The sequence below is a fragment of the Pseudomonas sp. genome, assembly GCF_002796985.1.
Taxonomy (GTDB): domain Bacteria; phylum Pseudomonadota; class Gammaproteobacteria; order Pseudomonadales; family Pseudomonadaceae; genus Pseudomonas.
This window is the reverse complement of sequence record NZ_PEKX01000007.1, coordinates 767,643-790,478: the sequence shown is the minus strand read 5'-3', so window position 1 is coordinate 790,478 and position 22,836 is coordinate 767,643. Positions and strand designations below refer to the sequence as shown.

Here is a 22,836-nt window from a genome sequence, read left to right as displayed (position 1 = left end):
ACCTGCAAGTGTTCGCCAGTGGCCGCCGGCGCGGGTTGGCCCGGCCCGGGAGGAAGTAGCGTGACCATGATCATCCAGGAGCGCGGCACAACCGCGCCGGGCGATCCGCGCCTGAGCCATGACGATCCCCTGCTCGACGGACTGCTGATCCTCTGCCGCCTGCATGGCTGCGCGGTCAGCCGCAACAGCCTGTCCGCCGGCCTGCCGCTGCGCGACCAGCGCATCTCGGCCGCCCTGCTGCCCCGCGCCGCCGCCCGTGCCGGGCTGCAAGGGCGACTGCTGCGCCGCGAGCTGAAAAGCATCTCCAACCTGAACCTGCCGGTCCTGCTGCTGCTCAACGATGGTCGCAGCGCCGTGCTGCGCCAGTGGCGCGACGATGGTCAGGCGCTAATCCTGCCCTGCGAGACCGAAGGCGGTGAACAGTCCGTGAGCGCCGACGAGCTGGCCGCCCAGTACAGCGGCCAGGCCCTCTTTGCGCGCCCGCGCCATGAGCTGGAGGCCGCGCGCAAGCCACTGGTGCCGCGCGTCGAAGCCTGGTTCCGCGACACCCTGCGGCTGTCGCGCTGGCTCTATACCGACGCCCTGGTCGCCAGCCTGCTGATCAACTTGCTGGGCATGCTGGTGCCGCTGTTCGTCATGCAGACCTACGACCGCGTGGTGCCCAACCAGGCGCTTTCGACCCTCTGGGTACTCGCCACCGGCCTGCTGATCGGCACCCTGTTCGAACTGCTGCTGCGGGTGCTGCGCTCCAACCTGCTGGACATGGCCGGCAAGAAGACCGACGTGGTGCTCTCCGCCACCCTGTTCGAGCGCATCACCGGCATGTCGCTCAAGGCCAAGCCCGAGACCGTCGGCGGCTTCGCCCAGAGCATCCATGACTTCCAGGGCCTGCGCGAATTCCTCACCGCCTTGACCCTGACCAGCCTGATCGACCTGCCCTTCTCGCTGCTGATGATCCTGGTCATCGGCCTGCTCGGCGGTTGGCTCATCGCGATTCCGCTACTGGCCTTCCCGCTCACCATCGCCTTCGCCCTCATCATCCAGAGCCGTCTGCGCGACACCGTGCAGAAGAGCCTGACCCTGGGCGCCGAACGCCAGGCCCTGCTGATCGAGACCCTCGGCGGCCTGGAAACCCTCAAGGCCTGCGGTGCCGAAAGCGAACGCCAGTACCGCTGGGAATCCACCCACGGCGCCCTGGCGCGGCTGGACAACCACGCGCGCTTCCTCTCCGCCCTGGCCACCAACGGCACCCTGTTCCTCCAGCAATTCGCCGGCCTGGCAATGATCTGCGCGGGGGTCTACAGCATCCTCGAGGGCAACCTCAGCGTCGGCGCGCTGGTCGCCAGCTACATGCTCAACAGCCGCGTGCTCGCCCCGCTGGGGCAGATCGCCGGGCTGATCACCCGTTACCAGCAGGCTCGCCTGACCATGAAGAGCACCGACGCGCTGATGGAGCTACCGCAGGAGCGCCAGGCCCGCCAGCGCCCGCTGGAGCGCACCCAGTTGCATGGCGCGCTGGAAGTGCGCCAGCTCAGCTTCAGCTATCCAGAGCAGGCCACCCCGGCGCTGAACCACGTCAGCCTGCGCATGGCTCCCGGCGAGAAGATCGGCATCATCGGCAAGAGCGGCTCGGGCAAGAGCACCTTCGGCCGCCTGCTGATGGGCTTCTATCACCCCGACGAAGGGCAGATCCTGCTCGACGGCCTGGACCTGCGCCAGCTCGACGTCGCCGACCTGCGCCAGCAGATCGGCTACGTCGCCCATGACCTGCCGCTGCTGGCCGGCAGCCTGCGCGACAACCTGACCCTCGGCGCGCGCTACGTCAGCGATGCACGGATGCTCGAAGTGGCCGAGCTGACTGGCGTCAGCGAACTGGCCCGGCAGCACCCGGCCGGCTTCGACCGCCCGGTGGGCGAGCGCGGCCAGTTGCTTTCCGGCGGCCAGCGCCAGGCGGTACTGATGGCCCGCGCGATGCTGCTCGACCCGCCGATCCTGCTGCTGGACGAACCGACCAGCGCCATGGACAACAGCAGCGAGGAAATCCTGCGCAAGCGCCTGCACGAGGCCTGCCGCGACAAGACCCTGCTGCTGGTCACCCACCGCACCTCGATGCTCAGCCTGGTCGACCGCCTGCTGGTGCTCGACAGCGGCCGCATCGTCGCCGACGGCCCGAAAGACGCGGTCATCGAAGCATTGCGCAAGGGCCACGTCGGCCCGGCAGCGGGGTAATGGCCATGCACTTCTCACAATCGATCCGCGGCTACCTGGGCGGCAACGGCGCCCGCGACACCGAGTTCATGCCCGAGGTCCAGGGCACCCTGCTGGAAGATTCGCCCAACGCCACCCGCATCACCCTCTGGGCGGCGCTCGGGTTATTGGTAGCGGCCATCACCTGGGCCTACTTCGCCGACATCGAGGAAGTGACCAAGGGCGAAGGCAAGGCCATCCCCTCTTCCAAGGTGCAGACCATCCAGAACCTGGAAGGCGGCATCGTCTCGGAAATCTTCGTCCGCGAGGGTCAGGTGGTGGAAAAGGGCCAGCCGCTGCTGCGCCTGGACGACACCCGTTTCTCCTCCAACAAGGGCGAGTCCGAGGCCGACCGCAACTCCCTGGAAGCCCGCGTCGAACGTCTGAGCGCGGAAGCCGAAGGGCGCGAACCGGTGTTCAGCGACGACCTGAAGAAGGCTGTGCCGCTGATGGTGGAAGACCAGCTGGCGTTCTACCAGACCCGCATGCAGCGGCAGAACAGCGAGTTGAGCATCCTCCAGGAACAGCTGCGGCAGAAGGGTCAGGAGCTGCAGGAGTTCCGCGCCAAGACCCAGCAGTACCGCTCAAGCCTCGGGCTGGTGCAGCAGGAAATCAACATGTCCGAGCCGCTGGTGAAGGCCGGCGCGGTGTCCCCGGTGGAACTGTTGCGCCTGCGTCGCAGCGCGGTGGAAATCAGCGGCGACCTCAACGCCACTAACCTCGCCATCCCCCGCGCCGAAGCGGCGGTGAACGAAATCCAGCGCAAGATAGAAGAGTCGAAGCTGGGCTTTCGCAGTGATGCGCTGAAGGAGCTCAACGACGTCCGCACCGACCTCAACAAGCTCACCGCCACCAGCCGCGCCATCGACGACAAGGTCAACCGCACCCTGGTGGTCGCGCCCCTGCGCGGCATCGTCAAGCAGCTCAAGGTGAACACCATCGGCGGCGTGGTGCAGCCGGGCAACGACATGGTGGAAATCGTCCCGCTGGAGGACAACCTGCTGGTGGAGGCGCGGGTGCGCCCGCAGGACATCGCCTTCCTCCACCCCGGCCAGCCGGCCACGGTGAAGTTCACCGCCTACGACTACACCATCTACGGCGGGCTCAAGGCCAAGCTGGAAATGATCAGCGCCGACACCATCACCGACGACAAGGGCAACAGCTTCTACATGATCCAGGTGCGCACCGACAAGAACCACCTGGGCACCGACGCCAAGCCCCTGCTGATCATCCCCGGCATGGTGGCGACGGTGGACATCATCACCGGCGAGAAGAGCGTGCTGGACTACATCCTCAAGCCGGTGCTCAAGGCTCGGTGGGAGGCGTTGCGGGAGCGGTGAGTTGCTGGCCGGACTCGCCGCTCGGGCTTGCCCGCACCCCAGCCCTGGCTGCGCGCCCCGCTCCGGAGGGAGAGGGCGTAGTTCGTACGGGCCCACTCGCGCAAAGGCACCCGGCTAACTCATCTGCCGCACTTCACTCGGGACAGTCCCCTCTCCCTCTGGGAGAGGGTTAGGGTGAGGGGCTTTTCAGCTCTCCCCCCCTCCGAACTCACTCCCCCGCCAATGCGCCCCCGGCCCCTCCTCCGCCAACCGATCCCCCGGATTGCGCAACGGGCAGGCCTCCATCGACAGGCAGCCGCAGCCGATGCAGCCATCGAGTTGATCGCGCAACAGCAGCAACTTCTCGATCCGGTCGTTCAGGTCATCCCGCCAGCGCGCCGACAGCCGCGCCCAGTCCGCCGCCGTCGGGTTGTGCCCGGTCGGCAGCGATGCCAGCGCCTCGGCGATCTCCCCCAGAGGAATGCCCACTCGTTGCGCGACCTTGATCACCGCCACCCGGCGCAGCGTGTCGCGGGAATAGCGGCGCTGGTTGCCGGCGTTGCGCGAGCTGGCGATCAGGCCCTTGGCCTCGTAGAAGTGCAGCGCGGAAACGGCGACGCCGGCACGCTTGGCCAGCTCGCCGACACTCAGCTCGCGGTGCATGGAGCAGGAAGAAGATTTTTTCATGGGCTATTGACCTCAACTTAAGTTGAGGTTTTACCCTCGCCAGGCATTCGGTTCAAGCCAGGGAGCCAAGGAACATGACGCAACCCGCCCCGATCACCGCCCATGCCTGCGTGGACGATCCGCACTTCATCCTGCAGATCGAGATCGACGTAACGCCCCAGCAACGCCCGCACATCGCCGCGCGCCTGTGCGATTACCTGTCGCAACTGCAGGATCTGTTCTACCTGCGCCCCGGCTACCTCGCCAGCGAGCTGCATGCCGAAGGCGAGCCGCAGCGCCTGATCGGCCGCCTGCACTGGCGCCGCAGGGAAGACTGGGAAGCCGCCTGGGACTGCCGCCACACCGCCAGCGACCTGTTCGCCGACAGCCTGCTCAAGCTCGGCGCGCGGAGCATTCGCTTCGGCAGCGGCGAGACAGAACACAGCGCGTGAACCTGTTGTAGGAGCGAGCTTGCTCGCGAACCGCTTGACTCCGCTGCTGCGGGAGATTTGTTCGCGAGCAAGCTCGCTCCTACAGGTAAACCGTGCCTTATTCGGGGGCCGGCAGGCTCATGTGCAGCAACGGGAAGGGCCGCCCCTCGCCATCGGTGGGCGAGCGCCCGGTCTGGACGAAGCCGTAGTGCCGATAGAACCCCACCGCCTGCGGGTTCTGCTCGTTGACGTCGACGCTCAGCGTGCCGCGCATTTCGCGTGTGAAATCGAGCAGCGCGCGGCCGATGCCCTGGCCACGCCGTTCCGGGTCGATGAAGAGCATTTCCACATGGCTGTCGTTGAGCCCGATGAAACCCAGCGGGCGGTCAGCATCGTCCACCGCCACCCAGACCTCGACGGCGGGCAGGTAGAGGTCACGGACCTGGGGCAGCAGTTCGTCGATATCCGACGCCTGGAGGAAGTGGTGGGTCGCGCGCACGGCGCCCAGCCAGATGTCGAGCAGCCGCGGATTGTCCGCAGCGATGCGTTGGCGAATGAGCATGAATGCATCCTGATTCAGCAGATCACAAAGGGATAGCGCGCCACGCAAGGTGACGGCCGTTGGAGCGTCGGCAGCATGAATGCCCGCTTCGCGATTCAACGCCTGGGCGGAACACGGCAGAGGCAGCCGGAAAGAGAGGGAGGTCGATCCTACCCAGCCCTACCCGGCCGGTAAACCCTTAGCCGACCGACCAGCGCCAGCCGTCCTCCGCGCATTCCAACCGCGCCTCCAACTCCAGCCGGCCCAGAAACGCCGCGTCATGGGACACCACCAGCAGCGCGCCGCGGTATTGCCGCAACAGGTGCTCCAGCGCCTCACGGGACGGCAGGTCGAGGTGGTTGTCGGGCTCGTCCAGGAGCAGCAACTGCGCCGGGTGCTCGGCGTAGAGCTCGCAAGCCAGCGCCGCCTTCAGCCGCTCGCCGCCACTGAGCAGCGCGCTGGGCAGCTCGACCCGCGCGGCCGGCAAACCCAGTTGCGCCAGCCGGGTGCGCAGCACCGCAGGGTCCACCACGCGATTGCGCTCCTGCAGCAGCTCCAGCACCGAGCGCTCGGGCGAAAGAGCGGCGAGATGCTGATCGAGATAGGCACTGCGCACCTTCACTTCGCGCGAGCCCGCAACTGGGTCGAGCACACCCGCGATCACCTTGAGCAGGGTCGACTTGCCGCTGCCGTTGCGCCCAGTGACTGCCACGCGGCGCGGGCCGCTCAACTGAATGTCCAGCGGCGCGGCATTGCCGAACGGCAGGCGCAGCGCTTCCAGCAGCAACACACCACGGGATTCGGGCAACTCGCCGTCCGGCGCGTTCAGCACCACCGTAACGTCTTCGCGCAACTGCCCGAAAGCGTCATGCACCTCCCGCGCCAGCCGCTCCCGACGTTCATCATGCTGCGTGGCCAGGCGGGCGATGCTGGTCTGGCTGCGCTCCTTCTGCCGGTCGACGAGGATCTTCGCCTGATTGGCTTGCTTCGCCTCCTTGCGTCCCTTCGCCTGTCGGTGCTCCTGGCGCTCGCGCTGCTCCTGCATGGCGTGTTGCTGGCGATCACGCTCCAGCTTGCGCCGCTGCAACTCGCGCTGGGCGTTGTCCTGCTCATGCTGGCGCACCTCGCGGTAGAAGGCATAGCCGCCGGAGTAGCTGCGCAGGCCTGAGGGCGACAGCTCGACGATGCGCTGCATGTCGTCCAGCAGCAAACGGTCATGGCTGATGAGGATCAGGCCGCCGCGCCAGCGTTGCAGTTGCTCACGCAGGGCCTCACGGCCGGCGCGGTCGAGGTGGTTGCTCGGTTCGTCGAGGATCAGCCAGTCGGCGTCGCTGAGCCAGGCGCCAAGCAGCGCCACTCGCGTGCATTCGCCGCCACTCAGGCGCGAGGCGGGCGTGTCCGGCATCAGGTGCGCCAGTCCGGCGAGAGCCAGTTCAGCTTCCAGGTGGGCGCGGATATCCCAGTGGCCGTCGAGGCGCTCGAAGTCAGCGGGATCGACACCACCGTTCTCGACGCGGGCCAGCGCATCCAGCAACGGCTGCACACCGGCCAGCTCCGCAACGCTGCGGAACGCCTGCGGCTCGATGCGCTGCGGCAGGTAATGTAGCGGCCCGGATGCCAGGCAGCGGCCGGCGCTGGCGGCCAACTCGCCGGCCATGATCCGCGCCAGCACGGACTTGCCCGCGCCATTGCGCCCGACCAGTGCGGTGCGGCGGTCGTCGAAGGTTTCGGTGAGGTCACTCAGCAGCAGCTCGCCGCTGGGCAATTGGAAAGCGACGCCTTGCAGCGCCAGGGTGAACGGGCTCGTCATGCGCAGTACCAGATTGATGCCGGAAATCCCTCGGGAACGGGCCAGGGAAGGAAACGGGCCGTGAAACCACGGCGGCATCAATTGCGCATTGGACGAACACCTCGCGAAGGGGGATGAGGGGCGCAGTATAACGAGTCGACCGCAGCAAGCGAATCCGCCGGCCGCCCCGGCACAGGTTTTTCGTAGGAGCGAGCTTGTTCGCGAACCCGCTTGACGCCGTCGTTGCCGGTACTCGTTCGCGAGCAAGCTCGCTCCTACAGGTGGAGACCGCGTCCGGATACCAGTCAGGGTCCACCGTCAGGCGGAAGAACGCGGCCCATGATTACGCCGGAAGGTCTCCTCGCCCATCGCGGAGATCTGCCCCTCGATCAGCGCATCGAACGGGCGCAGCAGGTCGGCGTGGGACTGCGGCGCGTCCAGCGCATCGAGCGCCTGCACCACCGCCTCGATGGTCGACAGCGCACCTTCGGCCGGCGCCTTGCGCAGGCGGTAGCGCGAGGTCAGTCCTTCGGGCAGCACCACGCGTGGCAGCGCCGCGAGGTTCGGATTGAGGTGCAGCAGCTTGCGCGCCTTGCGCCAGGTGCCGTCGGGCACGACCAGCAGGCGCGGTTTATCCACAGGCCGCGCGGCCAGGTCGGCCAGCGCCACGGCGGCTTCGCCGGGGAACAGCAGCCAGGCGTCCCAGGCGGACAGGTCCAGATCGCTGAAATCCTCGCCCACCAGCAGCTCCGCATTGGCCAGGCCTAGCGCCGCCAGACGCGCGGTGTTCAGCGCATGCCCGACCTCGCTCGGGTGCTGCAGCAGGAGCACGCGGGTGCGGTTGTCCAGGCGCGGGATCAGCGCACACAGACAGTGGTTCAGCGGACGCTCGCAGCGCGGGCAGCGGGCGCGGCTCATGGCTGGCTCGGCTGGGCGCGCAGCAGGTCGCGGAAGTTCTGGATCAGCGGTTCGCGGGAGCGGCCGCGACGCAGGATCAGCGAGAACGGCGCCTGGTAGCCGAAGGTCGCCGGTAGCAAGGCGCGCAGGCGTCCCTGATCCACCCAGGGATGGGCGTAGTGCTCGGGCAGGTAGCCGATGTAGCCACCGGAAAGGATCAGGATCAGCTGTGCCTCCATACTCTCCACGGTGCCGGCGCTGTGCTTGAAACCGTGCCGCGCCAGCTCCGCCTGGCTCCAGTAGCCACGGCCGACCATGCGCTGCTGGGTGATCAGTTCGGCAGGGATGCGCCGGCCGTCGAACAGCGGATGGCGGTCGCTGCAGTACAGCCAGTGCTGCTCTCTATATAAAGGCTGGTAGAGCAGGCCGTTCATCCGGCTGAAGAAGGAGCCGATGGCCAGGTCCAGGCGGTTATCCAGCACCGCCAGTTGCAGCTCGTAGGGACTCTGCACCTGCAAATGCAGGTGCACTGCCGGGTGCAGGCCGCTGAAAGCGCCGATCACTTCGGCCAGCGGCAGCGCCGGGTCGGTCACGGTGGAGTCCAGCACGCCAAGGTTCAGGGTGCCGCGCAGCTCGCCCTTGAGGGTCGCCGCATAGCGCTCGAAGCCCTCCAGTTCGCCGAGGATGCGCAGGGTTTCCTGGTGGAACAGCTCGCCCTTGCTGGTCAGGCCGAAGCCGCCGCGACCCCGGTGGCACAGCACGATGCCCAGCTGGTTTTCCAACTGGCTCATGTAGGTACTGATGGCCGAGGTCGACAGGTTCAGTTCCTGCTGGGCGGCAGCGAAGCCCTGGCTACGCACCACGCAGGCGAAAATCCGCAGCAGTTTGACGTCGGGTAGTGCGCTCGCGCTCATGAAGACTCCGCAAAACCGCGGCCGAGCCGCTCTAGTTCAGTACTTTCTGTACCTGACAAACGGATGATAGCAAGCCACCTATCTATTCAGGAACCGCAGGCCACAGGCCCGGCAGACCGTCTGCTGCGGCAAGGTGGCGCAGTCTAGCGACCCCAATTAGTTTAGAAAACTCTGAAGTGATTATTTGTAGCCAGCGATTTTTTCCACTACCGCCCCTGACGAGAATCGACCCCCAGTATTCAACAAGCCTGTTTCCACGAAGACAGCGATCAGCCTGAGGCCCTCCCCATGGACAAGAAACTTCACCAGCCCCTGGGCGGTAACGAAATGCCGCGTTTCGGCGGCATCGCCACCATGATGCGCCTGCCGCATATCCAGTCCCCCGAAGAGCTCAACCAGCTCGATGCCGCCTTCGTCGGCGTGCCGCTGGACATCGGCACCTCCCTGCGCTCCGGCACCCGTTTCGGGCCGCGCGAAATCCGCGCCGAGTCGGTGATGATCCGTCCGTACAACATGGCCACCGGCGCCGCTCCGTTCGACTCGCTGAACATCGCCGACATCGGTGACGTGGCGATCAACACCTTCAACCTGATGGAAGCGGTACGCATCATCGAGGAGTCCTACGACAAGATCCTCGACCACGGCATCCTCCCGCTGACCCTGGGCGGCGACCACACCATCACCCTGCCGATCCTGCGTGCCATCCACAAGAAGCACGGCAAGGTCGGCCTGGTTCACATCGACGCCCACGCCGATGTGAACGACCACATGTTCGGCGAGAAGATCGCCCACGGCACCACCTTCCGCCGCGCGGTGGAAGAAGGCCTGCTGGACTGCGACCGCGTGGTGCAGATCGGCCTGCGTGCGCAGGGCTACACCGCCGAAGACTTCAACTGGAGCCGCAAGCAGGGCTTCCGCGTGGTGCAGGCCGAAGAGTGCTGGCACAAGTCGCTGGAACCGCTGATGGCCGAAGTCCGCGAGAAAGTCGGCGGCGGCCCGGTCTACCTGTCCTTCGACATCGATGGCATCGACCCGGCCTGGGCGCCCGGTACCGGCACCCCGGAAATCGGCGGCCTGACCACCATCCAGGCGATCGAGATCGTTCGTGGCTGCCAGGGCCTGGACATCATCGGCTGCGACCTGGTCGAGGTCTCCCCGCCTTACGACACCACCGGCAACACCTCGTTGCTCGGCGCCAACCTGCTGTACGAAATGCTCTGCATCCTCCCGGGCGTAGAGCGCCGCTGAGCGCACGAGCACACAGATGAATAACGACGCCTGCGTAGCACAGGTGCTGGAGGCTGCCCGCGATCTCGTGGCAGCCTTCGCGCGCACCGACACCGAAGCCTACTTCGCCGCCTTCAGCGAAGACGCCAGCTTCATCTTCCACACCTGGCCGCAGCCGCTGCTGTCGCGCGCGGCGTACCGCGAGGTTTGGGAAAGCTGGCTGCGTGACGATGGTTTCGAGGTCCTTGACTGCCTTTCGAGCAACACCTTTGTCAGCCTGCAGGGCGAAGACGTGGCCGTGTTCTGCCACGACGTCGCCACGCGGCTGCGCATCCAGGGAGAGGAAAGCCTGAACCACGAACGGGAGACCATCGTCTTCCGCCGTGATCCGAAACAGGGCCGCTGGCTGGCCACACACGAGCACCTGTCACCGTCTCCGACGCCATAAAGACAGGGCTCCCCGGGAGGAAGTCATGGATAACAAGAACAAAGCACACGCCATCACCACGATCGAGACATTCGGGGTCGAACAGATCCCGGACAACGAACGCAACGCTACGCCCACCGACCTGTTCCGCATGATCTTCGGTGGCGCCAACACCTTCGCCACCGCCGTGCTCGGCAGCTTCCCGGTACTGTTCGGGCTGTCGTTCCAGGCCGGCGTCTGGGCCATCGTCCTCGGCGTACTGGTCGGTTCGATCATCCTCGCGCCGATGAGCCTGTTCGGCCCGCTCAACGGCACCAACAACGCGGTCTCCTCGGGCGCCCACTTCGGTGTGCACGGGCGGATCGTCGGCTCGTTCCTGTCGCTGCTCACCGCCGTCGCCTTCTTCTCGCTCTCCGTGTGGAGCTCGGGTGACGCACTGGTCGGCGGCGCCAAGCGCCTGTTCGACCTGCCGGAAACCGACCTGACCCTGGGCCTGGCCTACGGCCTGTTCGCCGTGCTGGTGCTGATCGTCTGCATCTACGGTTTCCGCTTCATGCTGATGGTCAACAAGATCGCCGTGTGGGCCGCGAGCCTGCTGTTCCTGCTCGGCCTGTTCGCCTTCTCCGGCCCGTTCGATGCTGGCTACGCAGGCACCGTGCAGATGGGCAGCGAAGGCTTCTGGGCTGCCTTCATCGGCGCCGCCCTGCTGGCCATGAGCAACCCGGTATCGTTCGGCGCCTTCCTCGGTGACTGGGCGCGCTACATCCCGCGCCAGACCTCGCAGAAGCGCATCATGCTGGCGGTGATCTGCGCCCAGCTGGCGACCCTGATCCCGTTCCTGTTCGGCCTGGCCACCGCCACCATCGTCGCGGTCAACGCCCCGGACTACATCGCGCAGAACAACTACGTCGGCGGCCTGCTGGCCGTTTCGCCGAGCTGGTTCTTCCTGCCGGTGTGCCTGATCGCGGTGATCGGCGGCATGTCCACCGGCACCACCTCGCTGTACGGCACCGGCCTGGACATGTCCAGCGTGTTCCCGCGCCTGCTCAGCCGCGTGCAAGCCACCCTGCTGATCGGCCTGCTGTCCATCGCCTTCATCTTCATCGGTCGCTTCGCCGCCAACCTGGTGCAGAGCGTGTCCACCTTCGCCGTGCTGATCATCACCTGCACCAGCCCCTGGATGGTGATCATGATCCTCGGCCTGGTGATCCGTCGTGGCTTCTACCACGCCGATGATCTGCAGGTGTTCACCCGTGGCCAGGAAGGCGGCGCCTACTGGTTCCACAACGGCTGGAACTGGCGCGGCATGGGTGCGTGGATCCCCAGCGCAGCCCTGGGCCTGTGCTTCGTCAACCTGCCGGGCCAGTTCGTCGGCCCGCTGGGCAACCTGGCTGGCGGCATCGACATCAGCCTGCCGGTCACCCTCGGCATGGCCGCCCTGCTCTACGTCGCCCTGTTGCGCACCTTCCCCGAGCCCGCCGGCGTCTACGGCCCCAAAGGCCCTCGCTGGGTCGGCAGCCATGACCGCCCGGTCCGCGGCATCAACGAGCCGGCGGCCTGACGCGAGGCGCACGACCTGAAAGTTTCCATCGGACCGGTTGCCGCCGGTCCGGTGCCCTACCGCACGCCACAAGCGCGCGGCAACAATGACAATGCAAGTGTGAGGAGCCGACCATGGCGTTAGATCTGATCGTCGTACTGATATATGCCGCTGGCATGTTGTGGCTGGGCTGGTACGGCATGCGCCGCGCCAAGACCCACGAAGACTACCTGGTGGCCGGCCGCAACCTCGGCCCGTCGTTCTACATGGGCACCATGGCTGCCACCGTACTGGGCGGCGCCTCCACCGTGGGCACCGTGCGCCTGGGCTACGTCCATGGCATCTCCGGCTTCTGGCTGTGCGCTGCGCTGGGCGCCGGCATCATCGCGCTGAACCTGTTCCTCGCCAAACCGCTGCTCAAGCTGCGCATCTTCACCGTGACGCAAGTGCTGGAGCGCCGCTACAACCCCATGGCCCGCCAGGCTTCGGCGGTGATCATGTTCGCCTACGCGCTGATGATCGGCGTGGTCTCCACCCTGGCCATCGGCACCGTGATGCAGGTGCTGTTCGGCCTGCCGTTCTGGGTGTCCGTACTGCTGGGCGGCGGTGTCGTGGTGATCTACTCCACCATCGGCGGCATGTGGTCGCTGACCCTCACCGACATCGTGCAGTTCATCATCAAGACCGTCGGCCTGATGTTCATCCTGCTGCCGATCTGCCTGTACCGCGTCGGCGGCTGGGACGAACTGGTGGCCAAGCTGCCGGCCAGCGCCTTCAGCTTCCACACCATCGGCTATGACACGATCATCACCTACTTCCTGATCTACTTCTTCGGCATCCTGATCGGCCAGGACATCTGGCAGCGCGTGTTCACCGCCCGCGACGACAAGGTCACCAAGTACGCCGGCACCGCCGCGGGCGTGTACTGCGTGATCTACGGCCTGGTCGGCGCGCTGATCGGCATGTGCGCCAAGGTCCTGCTGCCTGACCTGGACAACGTCAACAACGCCTTCGCCGCCATCGTCAGCGCCGCCCTGCCGGACGGCATCCGTGGCCTGGTGATCGCTGCGGCCCTGGCCGCGATGATGTCCACCGCCAGCGCCGGCCTGCTCGCCGCCTCCACCACCATCACCGAAGACCTGCTGCCGATCTTCACCGGCCAGCGCTCCACCCGCCTGAGCCTGAACCGCATCTGCACCCTGCTCACCGGTATCGTGGTACTGGGCATCGCCCTGGTGGTGAACGACGTGCTCAACGCCCTGACCCTGGCGTACAACCTGCTGGTGGGTGGCATGCTGATTCCGCTGATCGGCGCCATCTACTGGAAGCGCGCCACCACCGCCGGCGCGATCACCAGCATGGCCCTGGGCTTCGTCACTGCCCTGGTGTTCATGTACAAGGATGGCCTCGACGCCAACACCCCGATCTACTACAGCCTGGCCATCGGCCTGGTCAGTTTCATCGTCGTCAGCCTGCTGTCGCCGCGCCCGGCGCCGGTCGCCGACGCGGCCTGATAAGAACGTGCGCTAGGCAAAAGGGCGCGGCGAGCTGATCTCCGCGCCCTTTTGCATGAATGATGACCACGACCTCACCCACGAATTTTAAGGAACTGCCATGACCACCTGCGGCGAATTCCTCGTCAAGCAACTCGAAGCCTGGGGCGTCGATACCGTCTTCGGCATCCCCGGCGTGCACACCGTCGAGCTGTACCGCGGCCTGCCCCACAGCGGCATCCGCCACATCACCCCGCGCCACGAACAGGGCGCCGGCTTCATGGCCGACGGCTACGCGCGCGTCACCGGCAAGCCGGGCACCTGCTTCATCATCACCGGCCCGGGCATGACCAACATCCTCACCGCCATGGGCCAGGCCTACGCCGACTCCATCCCCATGCTGGTGATCAGCAGCGTCAACGAGCGCTCGCGCCTGGCCCACGGCAACGGCTACCTGCACGAGCTGCCGAACCAGCGCGCCATGGTCGCCGGCGTCAGCGCCTTCAGCCACACCCTGATGAGCGTCGACGAGCTGCCCGCCGTACTGGCCCGCGCCTTCGCCGTGTTCGACAGCGAGCGCCCACGCCCGGTGCATATCGAACTGCCGCTGGACATCATCACCGCCCCGGCCGACCACATGCAGGTGCTGCCGCGCGTGCAACTGGCCCGCCCGGCCCCGGCGCGCTCGCCGCTGCACGAGGCTGCCGCCAAGCTGGCCAAGGCGCAGAAGCCGCTGCTGCTGCTCGGTGGTGGCTGCGTCGCCGCCCAGGCCGAAGCCCGCGCCCTGGCCATCGCCCTCGACGCGCCAACCGCACAGACCATCAACGCCAAGGGCCTGCTGCAGCCGGACCACCCGCTGCTGATCGGCAGCAACCAGTCGCTGATCCCGGTCCGTGAACTGGCGCTGGAGGCCGACGTGGTGCTGGCCATCGGCACCGAGCTGGGCGAGACCGACTACGACGTGGTGTTCGACGGCAACTTCAAGATCGGCGGCGAGCTGATCCGCATCGACATCGACCCGCAGCAACTGATGCGCAACTTCGCGCCGACCATCGCCATCCAGGCCGACGCCCGCACCGCCATGCGCGCCCTGCTGGAGCTGCTGCCGGCCCGCGAGGCCGACACCGCCAGCCCCGGCGCCCAGCGCGCAGCCAAGGTGCGTGCGCAACTGGCCGAGGACTTCAGCGGCTGGGCGCACTACCGCACCCTGTTCGACAAGATCCTCGAAGTGCTGCCCGATGCCCGCTTCGTCGGCGACTCGACCCAGACCGTCTACAGCGGCAACCACCTGGTGGAACTGGACGGCGGCCGCCGCTGGTTCAACGCTTCCACCGGCTACGGCACCCTGGGCTACGGCCTGCCGGCGGCAATCGGCGCCAAGCTCGGCGAGCCGGGCCGCCCGGTGATCAGCCTGATGGGCGACGGTGGCCTGCAGTTCACCATGACCGAACTGGCCAGCGCCGTGGAAGCCAAGGTGGGTATCGTCGTGCTGCTGTGGAACAACTACGGCTACGGCGAGATCAAGCGCTACATGGAACGCCGCGACATCACCCCGCTGGGCGTGGACATCTACACCCCGGACTTCCTCGCCATCGCCAAGGGCTTCGGCTGCGCCGCCGAGCGCGCCCGCGACCACGATCACCTGCAGGAGCTGCTGCGCAGCGCGCCGAGCGATCGCCCGCTGATCGTGGAAGTGATGGAAGCGGCGCCTTTCGCGCCGTAAGCAATCGTAGGGCGCATAACGCGCCAGCGTTATCCGCCGCGAATCCTCGATACCCCGGCCAACGGCGGATAACCGTGAACGGTTATTCGCCCTACGTTCAAGTCACTTCATCCAGCCCTGCCCTCTCCCAGGGGGAGCGGGAGCCCGCCAGAGCCGAGCGGCGGCGCAGCTACCGGCGACGCCGCTCCAATCCCCCAAGGCTCCGAACGGTTCCCTCTCCCCCTGGGAGAGGTTAGGGTGAAGCGAACCTGGCCTCGCAGCGGGGTTTGTTCGCGAGCAAGCTCGCTCCTACACCAAACGCCCGGAATCCGACTCATGAAGATCGTCACCCGTGACCGCTGGTTCGAGGTCCGTCACTGCTACGACGGCGTCAGCCTGATTCACGAGCCCTACATCCGCCCCTTCTATCGCTGCAACCTGTGGCACATCCAGGGTCGTGAGCGCGACGTACTGGTGGACAGCGGCTCCGGCCTGGTCAGCCTGCGCGAGCAACTACCCTGGCTCACCGAGCGCCCGCTGCTCGCCGTCGCCAGCCACACCCACTTCGATCACATCGCCGGCCACCACGAGTTCGACGAGCGACTGGTACACCCCGCCGAAGCCGACATCCTCGCCAGCCCCGACGGCGAGCGCACCCTGGCCACCGCCTTCGTCGACGACCCGATGTTCGACGCGCACCCGGACTGCCCGCTGTGCTACGCCGAATACCGGGTCAGGGCCGCGCCAGCGACCCGCACTATCGACGAAGGCGACGTGCTCGACCTCGGCGACCGTACCCTGCAGGTGCTGCACACCCCCGGCCACTCGCCGGGCGGCATCAGCCTGTGGGAAGAGAAGACGCAGACGCTGTTCTCCGGCGACATCATCTACGACGGCCCGCTGATCGAGGATGCCTACCACTCCAACCTCGACGATTACGCCGCAAGCCTGGCGCGCCTGCGCGAGCTGCCGGTGCGCACCGTGCACGGCGGGCACTTCGAGAGTTTCTCCGGGGAAAGGCTGAAGTCGATGATCGACGACTGGTTCAAGGCCCACGAATGACGGGCAATCCGTGAAGAACCCATAAAAAAACCCGCCGATTGGCGGGTTTTTCTTTTGCGCTTGGCGGGGCGCGATCAGTAGCGCCGGCGCTGTTCCATCAGGCGACGCTGCTCGTCGCTGCGGATGGGGATGGGTTGCAGTCGTGGAGGCTCGATCAAGCCGAGCGCGACACCGAGTTTCCACGCAATGCTTTGCAGCCAGACTTTCATGGAACGCCTCCTCGTGCGAATTCAGGTCGGGCAGCCCGTTACCACCATGGGCCGCCCTAGGAAGAATAGCCCGGCGTCCCACTCTCCGCCCGTGCCACTCACTCCTTGCAACAAAGACTATCGCCTTACCCGTCCGCAGCGCCTGACCTGAATCAAGAGTGCGACATTTCCTATATCAGCGGCGCAGCATCCGGCGAATCCACTGCTCGCTGCTCACCAGGGTGATACCCGCCAGCACCAGCACGGCACCGGCGACAAAATTCAGGGTCAGTGGCTCACCGAGAATCAGCACGCCAAAAGCGATGCCGAACATCGGCGTCATGAAGGAGAACACCGCGAGATTCGAAGCCAGGTAGCGGCGCAGCAACCAGAACCAGGTGAAGTAGCTGAAGAACGACACCACCAGCCCCTGGAACAGCACGCTGCCCACGCCGATGGCGGTGAAGCTCACATCGTGCGTCTTCCCCAGCGCCAGCGCGGCGAAGGGCAGCAGCAGGGCTGCGATCAACAGCTGGTAGAACAGCGTCAGGATCGGCTTCGCCTCGGACAGCCGCGTGGTGCGCACCGCCACCGTGGTCATGCCCCAGGAGAACCCGGCCAGCACACCGAAGGCATCGCCCAACAGCATGCGGCCGTCCATGTTCGCGACGTCGAAGCCACCGCCGAAGCACAGGGCGATCCCCGCGAAGCACACGCCGATCCCCACCCATTGCAGCCGTCGCAGGCGCTCGCTGGGCAGCAGGAAATGCAGCGCCAGCGCGGAGAAGATCGGCGCCGTGTAGATGAACACCGCCATGTGCGAGGCCGACGTATAGACCAGCCCCTGGGCGATGAAGAAGAACTCGGCGGCGAACAGCACGCCGGCCAGCAGCCCACCCTTCAGCGTGCCCTGGCGCAGGAAGCCTTCCCAGCCGCCGCGCCAGCACATCAGCAGACCAACCACCACGGCGGCCACCAGGTTGCGCCCGAAGGCCTGCATGATCGGTGCGATATCGGGCGCGGCGAGTTTCACCATCACCGCCTGGATGCCCCAGATGACGCACAGCCCGGTCATGACCTGGATGGCGAAGGCGTCGGCGCCCTTGCGTTCGACGATATTGGCTTGAGTATTCACGGGCGCCTCCTTGCGAAGGCATGGGCAACGTTCCGGCAGGTCATGGCAAGGCTCGGCAGCAAAAGGCATAAAGCGGGAAGCCCGAAAGACAATCGGCGGACTTCCTCGAAGAAAGTCCGCCGATCATGCCAGTTCGCGCCCGCCGGCCGCCAACGGAAATCCGCTGCTCAGCCAGCCGCCAGCGACATTATTTCCCGGATTTCACCTGGGTCCAGGTGCGGGTACGGATGCGCTCCAGCTTCGGCGGCAGCATCTCCACCGAGAACAGCTTGGCCTGCACGTCCGCCGGCGGGTAGACGTTGGGGTTGTCGTGCAGCTCCCTGGAGATCAGCCCGTCCGCCGCCTGGTTGGGGTTGGCATAGGCGACGTAGTCGGAGATCGGCGCGACCACTTCCGGGCGCAGCAGGTAGTTGAGGAAGGCATGGGCCTGCTCGACGTTCTTCGAGTCCCTCGGGATCGCCAGCACGTCGAACCAGGCCGCCGCGCCTTCCTTGGGAATGCGGTACTCGATGTGGATGCCGTTGTTGGCTTCCTTGGCGCGGTTGGCCGCCTGCATCGCGCCGCCGGACCAGGCCAGGGCCACGCAGACGTCGCCGTTGGCCAGATCGGTAACGAATTTCGACGAGCTGAAGTAGGTGATGTGCGGGCGCAGTTTCGCCAGCAACGCCTCAGCCTTCTTGTAGTCGTCCGGGTTGTGGCTATTGGGCGACAGGCCGAGGTAGTGCAGCACCTGCGGGATCACCTCGGTGGGCGAATCGAGGAAGGCCACGCCACAGGATTTCAGCTTGGCGAGGTTTTCCGGCTTGAACACCAGGTCCCAGGAGTCCAGCGGCGCGTTGTCGCCGAGCACGGCCTTGACCTTGTCGACGTTGTAGGCGATGCCATTGGTGCCCCACATGTAGGGCATCACGTACTGGTTGCCGGGGTCCTTGCTCTCCAGCACCTTGAGCAGTGCCGGGTTGAGATTCTTCCAGTTCGGCAGCTTGCTCTTGTCCAGCGGCTGGAACACGCCGGCCTTGAGGTAGTTGGGGAGGAAGCTGTCGCTGGGCACGACCACGTCATAGCCCGAATGCCCGGAAAGCAGCTTGGCTTCCAGCACTTCGTTGCTGTCGTAGACGTCGTATTGCGGCTTGATGCCGGTTTCGCTCTGGAAGCCCTTGAGGGTGTCCGGGCCGATGTAGTCGAACCAGTTGTAGATGCGCACTTCCGGCGCAGCGCAGGCGGCGCTGGCCGTGACGAGGGTGGCGGCGGCGAGCAGGCCGCGCAGCGCGGTATTCTTGTTCATGTCCTTCCCCAGTTGGATGCGCTCGCACTCTGACCATTACCAACAACGGGTCGCGAGCAATCAAAAGCAATCGGGCGGATTCTCATCCGCCCGACGTCACTCAAGGTGTAGCTATCAGCGTGCAGCGCCTTCGTAGCCCTGCAGCACGTTCACCGCGTTGACGCCGATCGCCTCCACCGCGTAACCGCCTTCCATGATGAACAGGGTCGGAATCCCCAGGGCGGCAATGCGCTCGCCCATCTTCAGGTAGTCCGGGCTGTCCAGCTTGAACTCGGAAATCGGGTCGTCCTTATACGTATCCACGCCCAGGGAGACAACCACCGCGTCCGGCGCGTAGTCCGCGATCTTGCGGCAAGCGTCTTCCAGCGCGGCGAACCAGCCGTCCCAGCCGGTGCCATGGGGCAGCGGGTAGTTGTGGTTGTAGCCCTCGCCGGCGCCTTCGCCGTGCTCGTTGGCGTGACCGAGGAAGTACGGGTACTCCACCAGCGGGTCGCCATGGATCGAGGCGAACAGCACGTCGTTGCGGCGGTAGAAGATGTCCTGGGTACCGTTGCCGTGGTGGTAGTCCACGTCAAGGATGGCCACGCGCTTGGCGCCCTGGTCGAGGAACGCCTGGCTGACGATGGCGGCGTTGTTCAGGAAGCAGTAGCCGCCCATGAAGTCGCTGCCGGCGTGGTGGCCCGGCGGACGGCACAGGGCGAAGGCGGTGCTGGCACCCTGGCGCATGTGGTCCTGGGCAGTCAGCGCGACCTGCGCCGAGCTGTATATGGCCTGCCAGGTGCCGGCGGTGATCGGCGCCTCGGTGTCGAAGCTGTAGTGGCCCACTTCGCCCATCAGCGCAGTCGGGATCGGACCGTCACGCAGCAGGCGGCGCCCCGGGAAGGTGGTGGAGACCAGGTCACCGGTGTGGCCTTCGGCGGCCCAGCGGGCCCAGGCGCCCTTGAGGAATTCGACGTAGCGGGTGTTGTGCGCACGCAGGATCGGCTGCATGCCGAAGTCCTTGGGCTCGATGATTTCGCCCAGGTTCTGCGACTTCACGCGGGCCAGCACGGTGTCCGCGCGGCTGGGCATCTCGAAGCAGGGCTGGAGTTTGCCGTCGACCAGTTCGGACTGGCCAAAATGCAGGCGGTGATCATCGCTGTACACGGTAAGCATGGGAGTACCCTCTGAAGGATTCTTGTTGTCCGGTGACGGGAATTCTGCCCAGCGACCGCGCCACACAGAACAGCGGAAGCGGCCAAAAGGGGATCGATATGGCCAGAATTTATGACCTTTAACCATCTGCACACAGGGATTATCCCGATTCGATCTGCAAAGGCCAGTCCGTGCGGCGCTATGCTCCAGGGAATTGTCCGGGCCATGGGCCGGTCGAACATCGATAAGCGTTTTGACCACAGGATGGGGGAACATGCGGGAAACCTTCGTACGCGCCTGTAGCCGCGCGCTGCTGATGCTGACCTTGTCGCTGGCCGGCATCGGCGCCGTGCTGGCGGACGAACCGACCGATCTCCAGGCCGGCGATTCGATTCAACTGCCCGAACTGCCCGAGGACGCCAGCCTCGACCAGTTGAGCGACCGCCTCGAACTGATCCGCCAGCGCGTCTCCGCCGACAGTGACGACGGCCTGTTGTCGAACCTGCGCCAGTCAGCGCTGGCCGTTCAGGCCCGCGCCGAACAGAGCGCCACTGACCTCGGCACGCAACTGTCGCGCACCGAAGACCAGCTCAAGGTGCTCGGCCCGGCCACGCCCAATGAGGCCGAGAACCTGAGCAACCAGCGCAACGACCTGGTCGCCGAGCAGAAACGCCTGCAGAAGCAGCAGGAACGCGCCAACCAGCTGGACAAGGACGCCCAGGACCTCGCGGCGCAGATCGTCAACCTGCGCCGCAGTCAGTTCAACTCGCAGATCGCCACCCGCTATCCGCCGCCGCTGAGCCCACGCTTCTGGTCGAACCTGATCCGCCCTACGGCGGATGACCTGTCGCGCCTGCAGAACATGCGCGAACAGATCGGCAGTGCCTTCGCCACGAGCTGGCAAGCCGAGCACCGCTGGCCCTTCGTCGCCAGCCTGATCGCCGCGGCGCTGCTGTGGATCCCGGGCAGGCGCCTGCTGGAACAGTTGCTGACCAAGGCGATGATCCGCTGGATTCCGGTCGGCCGCCTGCGCCGAAGCGCCCTGGCGGTGGCGGTCAGCCTGGCCACCATCGTCACCCTCGGAGGCGGCGCCACGCTGATCCATGAGGGCCTGAACTGGCACGAGCAGCTCAGCGGCAACATGGTCAACCTGGGCGATCAGATGCTCTCGCTGGTGATCTTCTGCACCTTCACCGCCGGCCTGGGCCGCGCGCTGTTGGCGGTGCAGCGACCGTCCTGGCGCCTGCCCGACTTGCCCGACCCGGTGGCCACCGCCCTCTCCCCTTTCCCCTGGCTGATGGCCTGGCTGCTGCTGGCCCTGGGCACGGTGGATCGCATCAACAGCTCCAGCGGCGCGAGCCTTGCCCTCACCGTGGCGGTCAACGGCATCACCGCCCTGACCACGGCCCTGCTGTACGGTATCGCGTTGTATCGCTACCGCCGCGCACGCCGCGAAGCCGAGGGGCACGAGACCTCCCCGCTGGCCGGCATCATCGCGCTGGCGATGCTGATCACCGTGCTGCTGATCGTCCTCGCGCTGGTCACCGGCTACCTGTCGCTGGCCTATTTTTTCGCCGGCAAGCTGCTCTGGGCCAGTGTGGTCGGTGCCTCCGGCTACCTGCTGACAACACTCTTCGTCGATCTCTGCGAAGTGCTGTTATCGCCCAAGCAACCCATTGGCGCGCGGCTCGCGGAGACCCTCGGCGTCGACCCGCGTCACCAGGCGCAGTTCGCCACCTTGCTCACCGGCGCCGGGCGCACGCTGCTGGTGCTGTCCACCCTGCTGATTGCCTTCTCCACCTCCGGTACCAGCCCTGGCGAGCTGCTCCAGGGCCTGGTGCAACTGCTGGAAAGCGGCCAGTCCCTGGGCCGCCTGAACATCGTCCCGCAGGACATCCTGCTGGCACTCGGCACCCTCGCCGCCGGGCTGTTCGGCCTGCGCCTGCTCAAGCGCTGGCTGGCCGACGAACTGCTGCCGGAAACCAGCATGGACGCCGGCATGCGCGCCTCACTGGTGACCCTGGTGGGCTACATCGGCATGGTCATTCTGGTGCTGCTGGTGCTGTCGGCGCTGCGCATCAACCTCACCAGCCTGACCTGGGTGGTCAGCGCCCTGTCGGTGGGCATCGGCTTCGGCCTGCAGGCCATTGTGCAGAACTTCATCTCCGGCCTGATCCTGCTTACCGAGCGCCCGGTGAAGGTGGGCGACTGGGTCAGTCTCACCGGTGGGGTCGAAGGCGATATCCGCCGGATCAATGTGCGCGCCACGGAAATCCAGATGGCCGACCAGTCCACGGTGATCGTGCCCAACTCCCAGTTCATCTCGCAAAACGTGCGTAACGTGACCATGGGCAGCGCCCTGGGCGTAGTCGGCATCAACCTCACCCTGCCGCTGGACACCGACGTGCAGAAAGTTCGTGAACTGATGCTCAAGGCCTATACCGAGCACCCGAGCATCGTCGAAACGCCCGCCCCGTCGGTGACGTTCAAGGATCTCAGCGCCACCGGCCTGACCCTGGCCGCCTCGGGCAACGTCAGCAGCCCGCGCGCGGTTTACTCAACCAAGAGCGACCTGCTGTTCACCCTCTTCAGCGGCTTGCGCGAGGCGGGCATCAACCTCACCGTGGCGCAAAACCTGATCCTCCAGCGCCCCCAGGTGGCACGTATCGAACCGGCCGATGAAACGGCAACACCGCAAGTCGGCGACGCCGCCGGGCCGAATCCGCCGCCGTAGAATGAAGGGGTTACGCCGGCGAGGTGGCCGCCTTGCCGGCCTTTGCGCAACAGTCCCGCGCGGGAGCTGGCGTTGCGCCTGTAGCGCCCGTGCCTGCCGTTGGCC

Annotated in this window: 19 protein-coding genes; 10 read left to right on the top strand and 9 right to left on the bottom strand. The window is 66.2% G+C overall.

Annotated elements, in window-relative coordinates:
* Positions 1 to 66: 66 nt before the first annotated feature.
* Complete coding sequence (locus CTR55_RS09335; RefSeq protein ID WP_296286503.1) at positions 67 to 2,229, top strand: type I secretion system permease/ATPase; 2,163 nt, start codon at positions 67 to 69, stop codon at positions 2,227 to 2,229.
* Between the two features lie 5 nt (positions 2,230 to 2,234).
* Positions 2,235 to 3,587, top strand: coding sequence for an HlyD family type I secretion periplasmic adaptor subunit (locus CTR55_RS09330; protein WP_296285631.1), 1,353 nt, complete (start codon positions 2,235 to 2,237; stop codon positions 3,585 to 3,587).
* 186 nt (positions 3,588 to 3,773) lie between these two features.
* Here CTR55_RS09330 and soxR read toward each other — a convergent pair whose 3' ends face one another.
* The gene (soxR, locus tag CTR55_RS09325) at positions 3,774 to 4,253 is read right to left on the bottom strand and encodes a redox-sensitive transcriptional activator SoxR (protein ID WP_296285628.1); all 480 of its coding nucleotides are present in this window, start codon (positions 4,251 to 4,253) and stop codon (positions 3,774 to 3,776) included.
* A gap of 74 nt (positions 4,254 to 4,327) precedes the next feature.
* Between soxR and CTR55_RS09320 the strand changes: the two genes are divergently transcribed.
* Positions 4,328 to 4,684: an antibiotic biosynthesis monooxygenase gene (locus CTR55_RS09320; RefSeq protein ID WP_296285627.1), complete on the top strand. Its 357-nt coding sequence runs from the start codon at positions 4,328 to 4,330 to the stop codon at positions 4,682 to 4,684.
* Positions 4,685 to 4,781: 97 nt separating this feature from the next.
* Here the strand turns inward: CTR55_RS09320 and CTR55_RS09315 are convergent, their stop codons facing one another.
* The 4 genes from CTR55_RS09315 to CTR55_RS09300 all read right to left on the bottom strand — a co-directional run bounded on the left by CTR55_RS09315 (position 4,782) and on the right by CTR55_RS09300 (position 8,804).
* Positions 4,782 to 5,225 carry an acetyltransferase gene (locus tag CTR55_RS09315; RefSeq protein ID WP_296285626.1) on the bottom strand — a complete coding sequence of 148 codons (444 nt, stop codon included), beginning with the start codon at positions 5,223 to 5,225 and terminating at the stop codon, positions 4,782 to 4,784.
* A 178-nt stretch (positions 5,226 to 5,403) separates the two neighbouring features.
* The gene (locus tag CTR55_RS09310; RefSeq protein WP_296285625.1) at positions 5,404 to 7,014 is read right to left on the bottom strand and encodes an ABC-F family ATP-binding cassette domain-containing protein; all 1,611 of its coding nucleotides are present in this window, start codon (positions 7,012 to 7,014) and stop codon (positions 5,404 to 5,406) included.
* Positions 7,015 to 7,311: 297 nt separating this feature from the next.
* Positions 7,312 to 7,911, bottom strand: a complete 600-nt coding sequence (locus CTR55_RS09305) for a DTW domain-containing protein (protein WP_296285624.1) — start codon at positions 7,909 to 7,911, stop codon at positions 7,312 to 7,314.
* On the bottom strand, positions 7,908 to 8,804 hold the full coding sequence (locus tag CTR55_RS09300) for a LysR family transcriptional regulator (protein WP_296285622.1): 897 nt from the start codon (positions 8,802 to 8,804) through the stop codon (positions 7,908 to 7,910). The genes CTR55_RS09305 and CTR55_RS09300 overlap by 4 nt, the downstream gene beginning before the upstream one ends.
* 288 nt (positions 8,805 to 9,092) lie before the next feature.
* On the opposite strand from CTR55_RS09300, the gene speB reads away from it, so the two are divergent.
* The 6 genes from speB to CTR55_RS09270 all read left to right on the top strand — a co-directional run bounded on the left by speB (position 9,093) and on the right by CTR55_RS09270 (position 16,255).
* On the top strand, positions 9,093 to 10,052 hold the full coding sequence (gene speB / locus CTR55_RS09295) for an agmatinase (RefSeq protein WP_169940816.1): 960 nt from the start codon (positions 9,093 to 9,095) through the stop codon (positions 10,050 to 10,052).
* A 16-nt stretch (positions 10,053 to 10,068) separates the two neighbouring features.
* The gene (locus tag CTR55_RS09290) at positions 10,069 to 10,479 is read left to right on the top strand and encodes a nuclear transport factor 2 family protein (protein ID WP_296285619.1); all 411 of its coding nucleotides are present in this window, start codon (positions 10,069 to 10,071) and stop codon (positions 10,477 to 10,479) included.
* 25 nt (positions 10,480 to 10,504) lie between these two features.
* Complete coding sequence (locus CTR55_RS09285; RefSeq protein ID WP_296285618.1) at positions 10,505 to 12,019, top strand: cytosine permease; 1,515 nt, start codon at positions 10,505 to 10,507, stop codon at positions 12,017 to 12,019.
* A gap of 113 nt (positions 12,020 to 12,132) precedes the next feature.
* Positions 12,133 to 13,512: a sodium:solute symporter gene (locus CTR55_RS09280; RefSeq protein ID WP_296285617.1), complete on the top strand. Its 1,380-nt coding sequence runs from the start codon at positions 12,133 to 12,135 to the stop codon at positions 13,510 to 13,512.
* 100 nt (positions 13,513 to 13,612) lie between these two features.
* A complete protein-coding gene (locus CTR55_RS09275) occupies positions 13,613 to 15,214 on the top strand; it encodes a 5-guanidino-2-oxopentanoate decarboxylase (protein WP_296285615.1) in 1,602 nt (533 codons plus the stop codon).
* Between the two features lie 315 nt (positions 15,215 to 15,529).
* Positions 15,530 to 16,255 (top strand): MBL fold metallo-hydrolase, encoded by a 726-nt coding sequence (locus CTR55_RS09270; protein WP_296285613.1) that lies wholly within the window; start codon positions 15,530 to 15,532, stop codon positions 16,253 to 16,255.
* Between the two features lie 74 nt (positions 16,256 to 16,329).
* Here CTR55_RS09270 and CTR55_RS09265 read toward each other — a convergent pair whose 3' ends face one another.
* From CTR55_RS09265 to CTR55_RS09250, 4 genes are all read right to left on the bottom strand, one after another.
* Positions 16,330 to 16,464, bottom strand: coding sequence for a PA1414 family protein (locus tag CTR55_RS09265; protein ID WP_275094722.1), 135 nt, complete (start codon positions 16,462 to 16,464; stop codon positions 16,330 to 16,332).
* 175 nt (positions 16,465 to 16,639) lie between these two features.
* A complete protein-coding gene (locus tag CTR55_RS09260; RefSeq protein WP_296286502.1) occupies positions 16,640 to 17,518 on the bottom strand; it encodes a DMT family transporter in 879 nt (292 codons plus the stop codon).
* 247 nt (positions 17,519 to 17,765) lie between these two features.
* Positions 17,766 to 18,863, bottom strand: a complete 1,098-nt coding sequence (locus tag CTR55_RS09255) for an extracellular solute-binding protein (protein WP_296285610.1) — start codon at positions 18,861 to 18,863, stop codon at positions 17,766 to 17,768.
* 114 nt (positions 18,864 to 18,977) lie between these two features.
* Entirely contained in the window at positions 18,978 to 20,018 is a 1,041-nt protein-coding gene (locus CTR55_RS09250; RefSeq protein WP_296285609.1) for a histone deacetylase family protein, read from the bottom strand.
* A 253-nt stretch (positions 20,019 to 20,271) separates the two neighbouring features.
* Between CTR55_RS09250 and CTR55_RS09245 the strand changes: the two genes are divergently transcribed.
* Complete coding sequence (locus CTR55_RS09245; protein ID WP_296285608.1) at positions 20,272 to 22,731, top strand: DUF3772 domain-containing protein; 2,460 nt, start codon at positions 20,272 to 20,274, stop codon at positions 22,729 to 22,731.
* The last annotated feature ends 105 nt before the right edge of the window (positions 22,732 to 22,836 follow it).

What these genes read in the sequence shown, in the direction of transcription:
- CTR55_RS09335 (WP_296286503.1), top strand. Translation starts at nt 67, where the DNA reads ATGATCATCCAGGAGCGCGGCACAACCGCGCCGGGCGATCCGCGCCTG.
- CTR55_RS09265 (WP_275094722.1), bottom strand. Translation starts at nt 16,464, where the DNA reads ATGAAAGTCTGGCTGCAAAGCATTGCGTGGAAACTCGGTGTCGCGCTC.
- CTR55_RS09280 (WP_296285617.1), top strand. Translation starts at nt 12,133, where the DNA reads ATGGCGTTAGATCTGATCGTCGTACTGATATATGCCGCTGGCATGTTG.
- CTR55_RS09305 (WP_296285624.1), bottom strand. Translation starts at nt 7,911, where the DNA reads ATGAGCCGCGCCCGCTGCCCGCGCTGCGAGCGTCCGCTGAACCACTGT.
- CTR55_RS09290 (WP_296285619.1), top strand. Translation starts at nt 10,069, where the DNA reads ATGAATAACGACGCCTGCGTAGCACAGGTGCTGGAGGCTGCCCGCGAT.
- CTR55_RS09255 (WP_296285610.1), bottom strand. Translation starts at nt 18,863, where the DNA reads ATGAACAAGAATACCGCGCTGCGCGGCCTGCTCGCCGCCGCCACCCTC.
- CTR55_RS09315 (WP_296285626.1), bottom strand. Translation starts at nt 5,225, where the DNA reads ATGCTCATTCGCCAACGCATCGCTGCGGACAATCCGCGGCTGCTCGAC.
- CTR55_RS09260 (WP_296286502.1), bottom strand. Translation starts at nt 17,518, where the DNA reads ATGACCGGGCTGTGCGTCATCTGGGGCATCCAGGCGGTGATGGTGAAA.
- CTR55_RS09310 (WP_296285625.1), bottom strand. Translation starts at nt 7,014, where the DNA reads ATGACGAGCCCGTTCACCCTGGCGCTGCAAGGCGTCGCTTTCCAATTG.
- CTR55_RS09270 (WP_296285613.1), top strand. Translation starts at nt 15,530, where the DNA reads ATGAAGATCGTCACCCGTGACCGCTGGTTCGAGGTCCGTCACTGCTAC.
- CTR55_RS09330 (WP_296285631.1), top strand. Translation starts at nt 2,235, where the DNA reads ATGCACTTCTCACAATCGATCCGCGGCTACCTGGGCGGCAACGGCGCC.
- speB (WP_169940816.1), top strand. Translation starts at nt 9,093, where the DNA reads ATGGACAAGAAACTTCACCAGCCCCTGGGCGGTAACGAAATGCCGCGT.
- CTR55_RS09300 (WP_296285622.1), bottom strand. Translation starts at nt 8,804, where the DNA reads ATGAGCGCGAGCGCACTACCCGACGTCAAACTGCTGCGGATTTTCGCC.
- CTR55_RS09320 (WP_296285627.1), top strand. Translation starts at nt 4,328, where the DNA reads ATGACGCAACCCGCCCCGATCACCGCCCATGCCTGCGTGGACGATCCG.
- CTR55_RS09250 (WP_296285609.1), bottom strand. Translation starts at nt 20,018, where the DNA reads ATGCTTACCGTGTACAGCGATGATCACCGCCTGCATTTTGGCCAGTCC.
- soxR (WP_296285628.1), bottom strand. Translation starts at nt 4,253, where the DNA reads ATGAAAAAATCTTCTTCCTGCTCCATGCACCGCGAGCTGAGTGTCGGC.
- CTR55_RS09245 (WP_296285608.1), top strand. Translation starts at nt 20,272, where the DNA reads ATGCGGGAAACCTTCGTACGCGCCTGTAGCCGCGCGCTGCTGATGCTG.
- CTR55_RS09285 (WP_296285618.1), top strand. Translation starts at nt 10,505, where the DNA reads ATGGATAACAAGAACAAAGCACACGCCATCACCACGATCGAGACATTC.
- CTR55_RS09275 (WP_296285615.1), top strand. Translation starts at nt 13,613, where the DNA reads ATGACCACCTGCGGCGAATTCCTCGTCAAGCAACTCGAAGCCTGGGGC.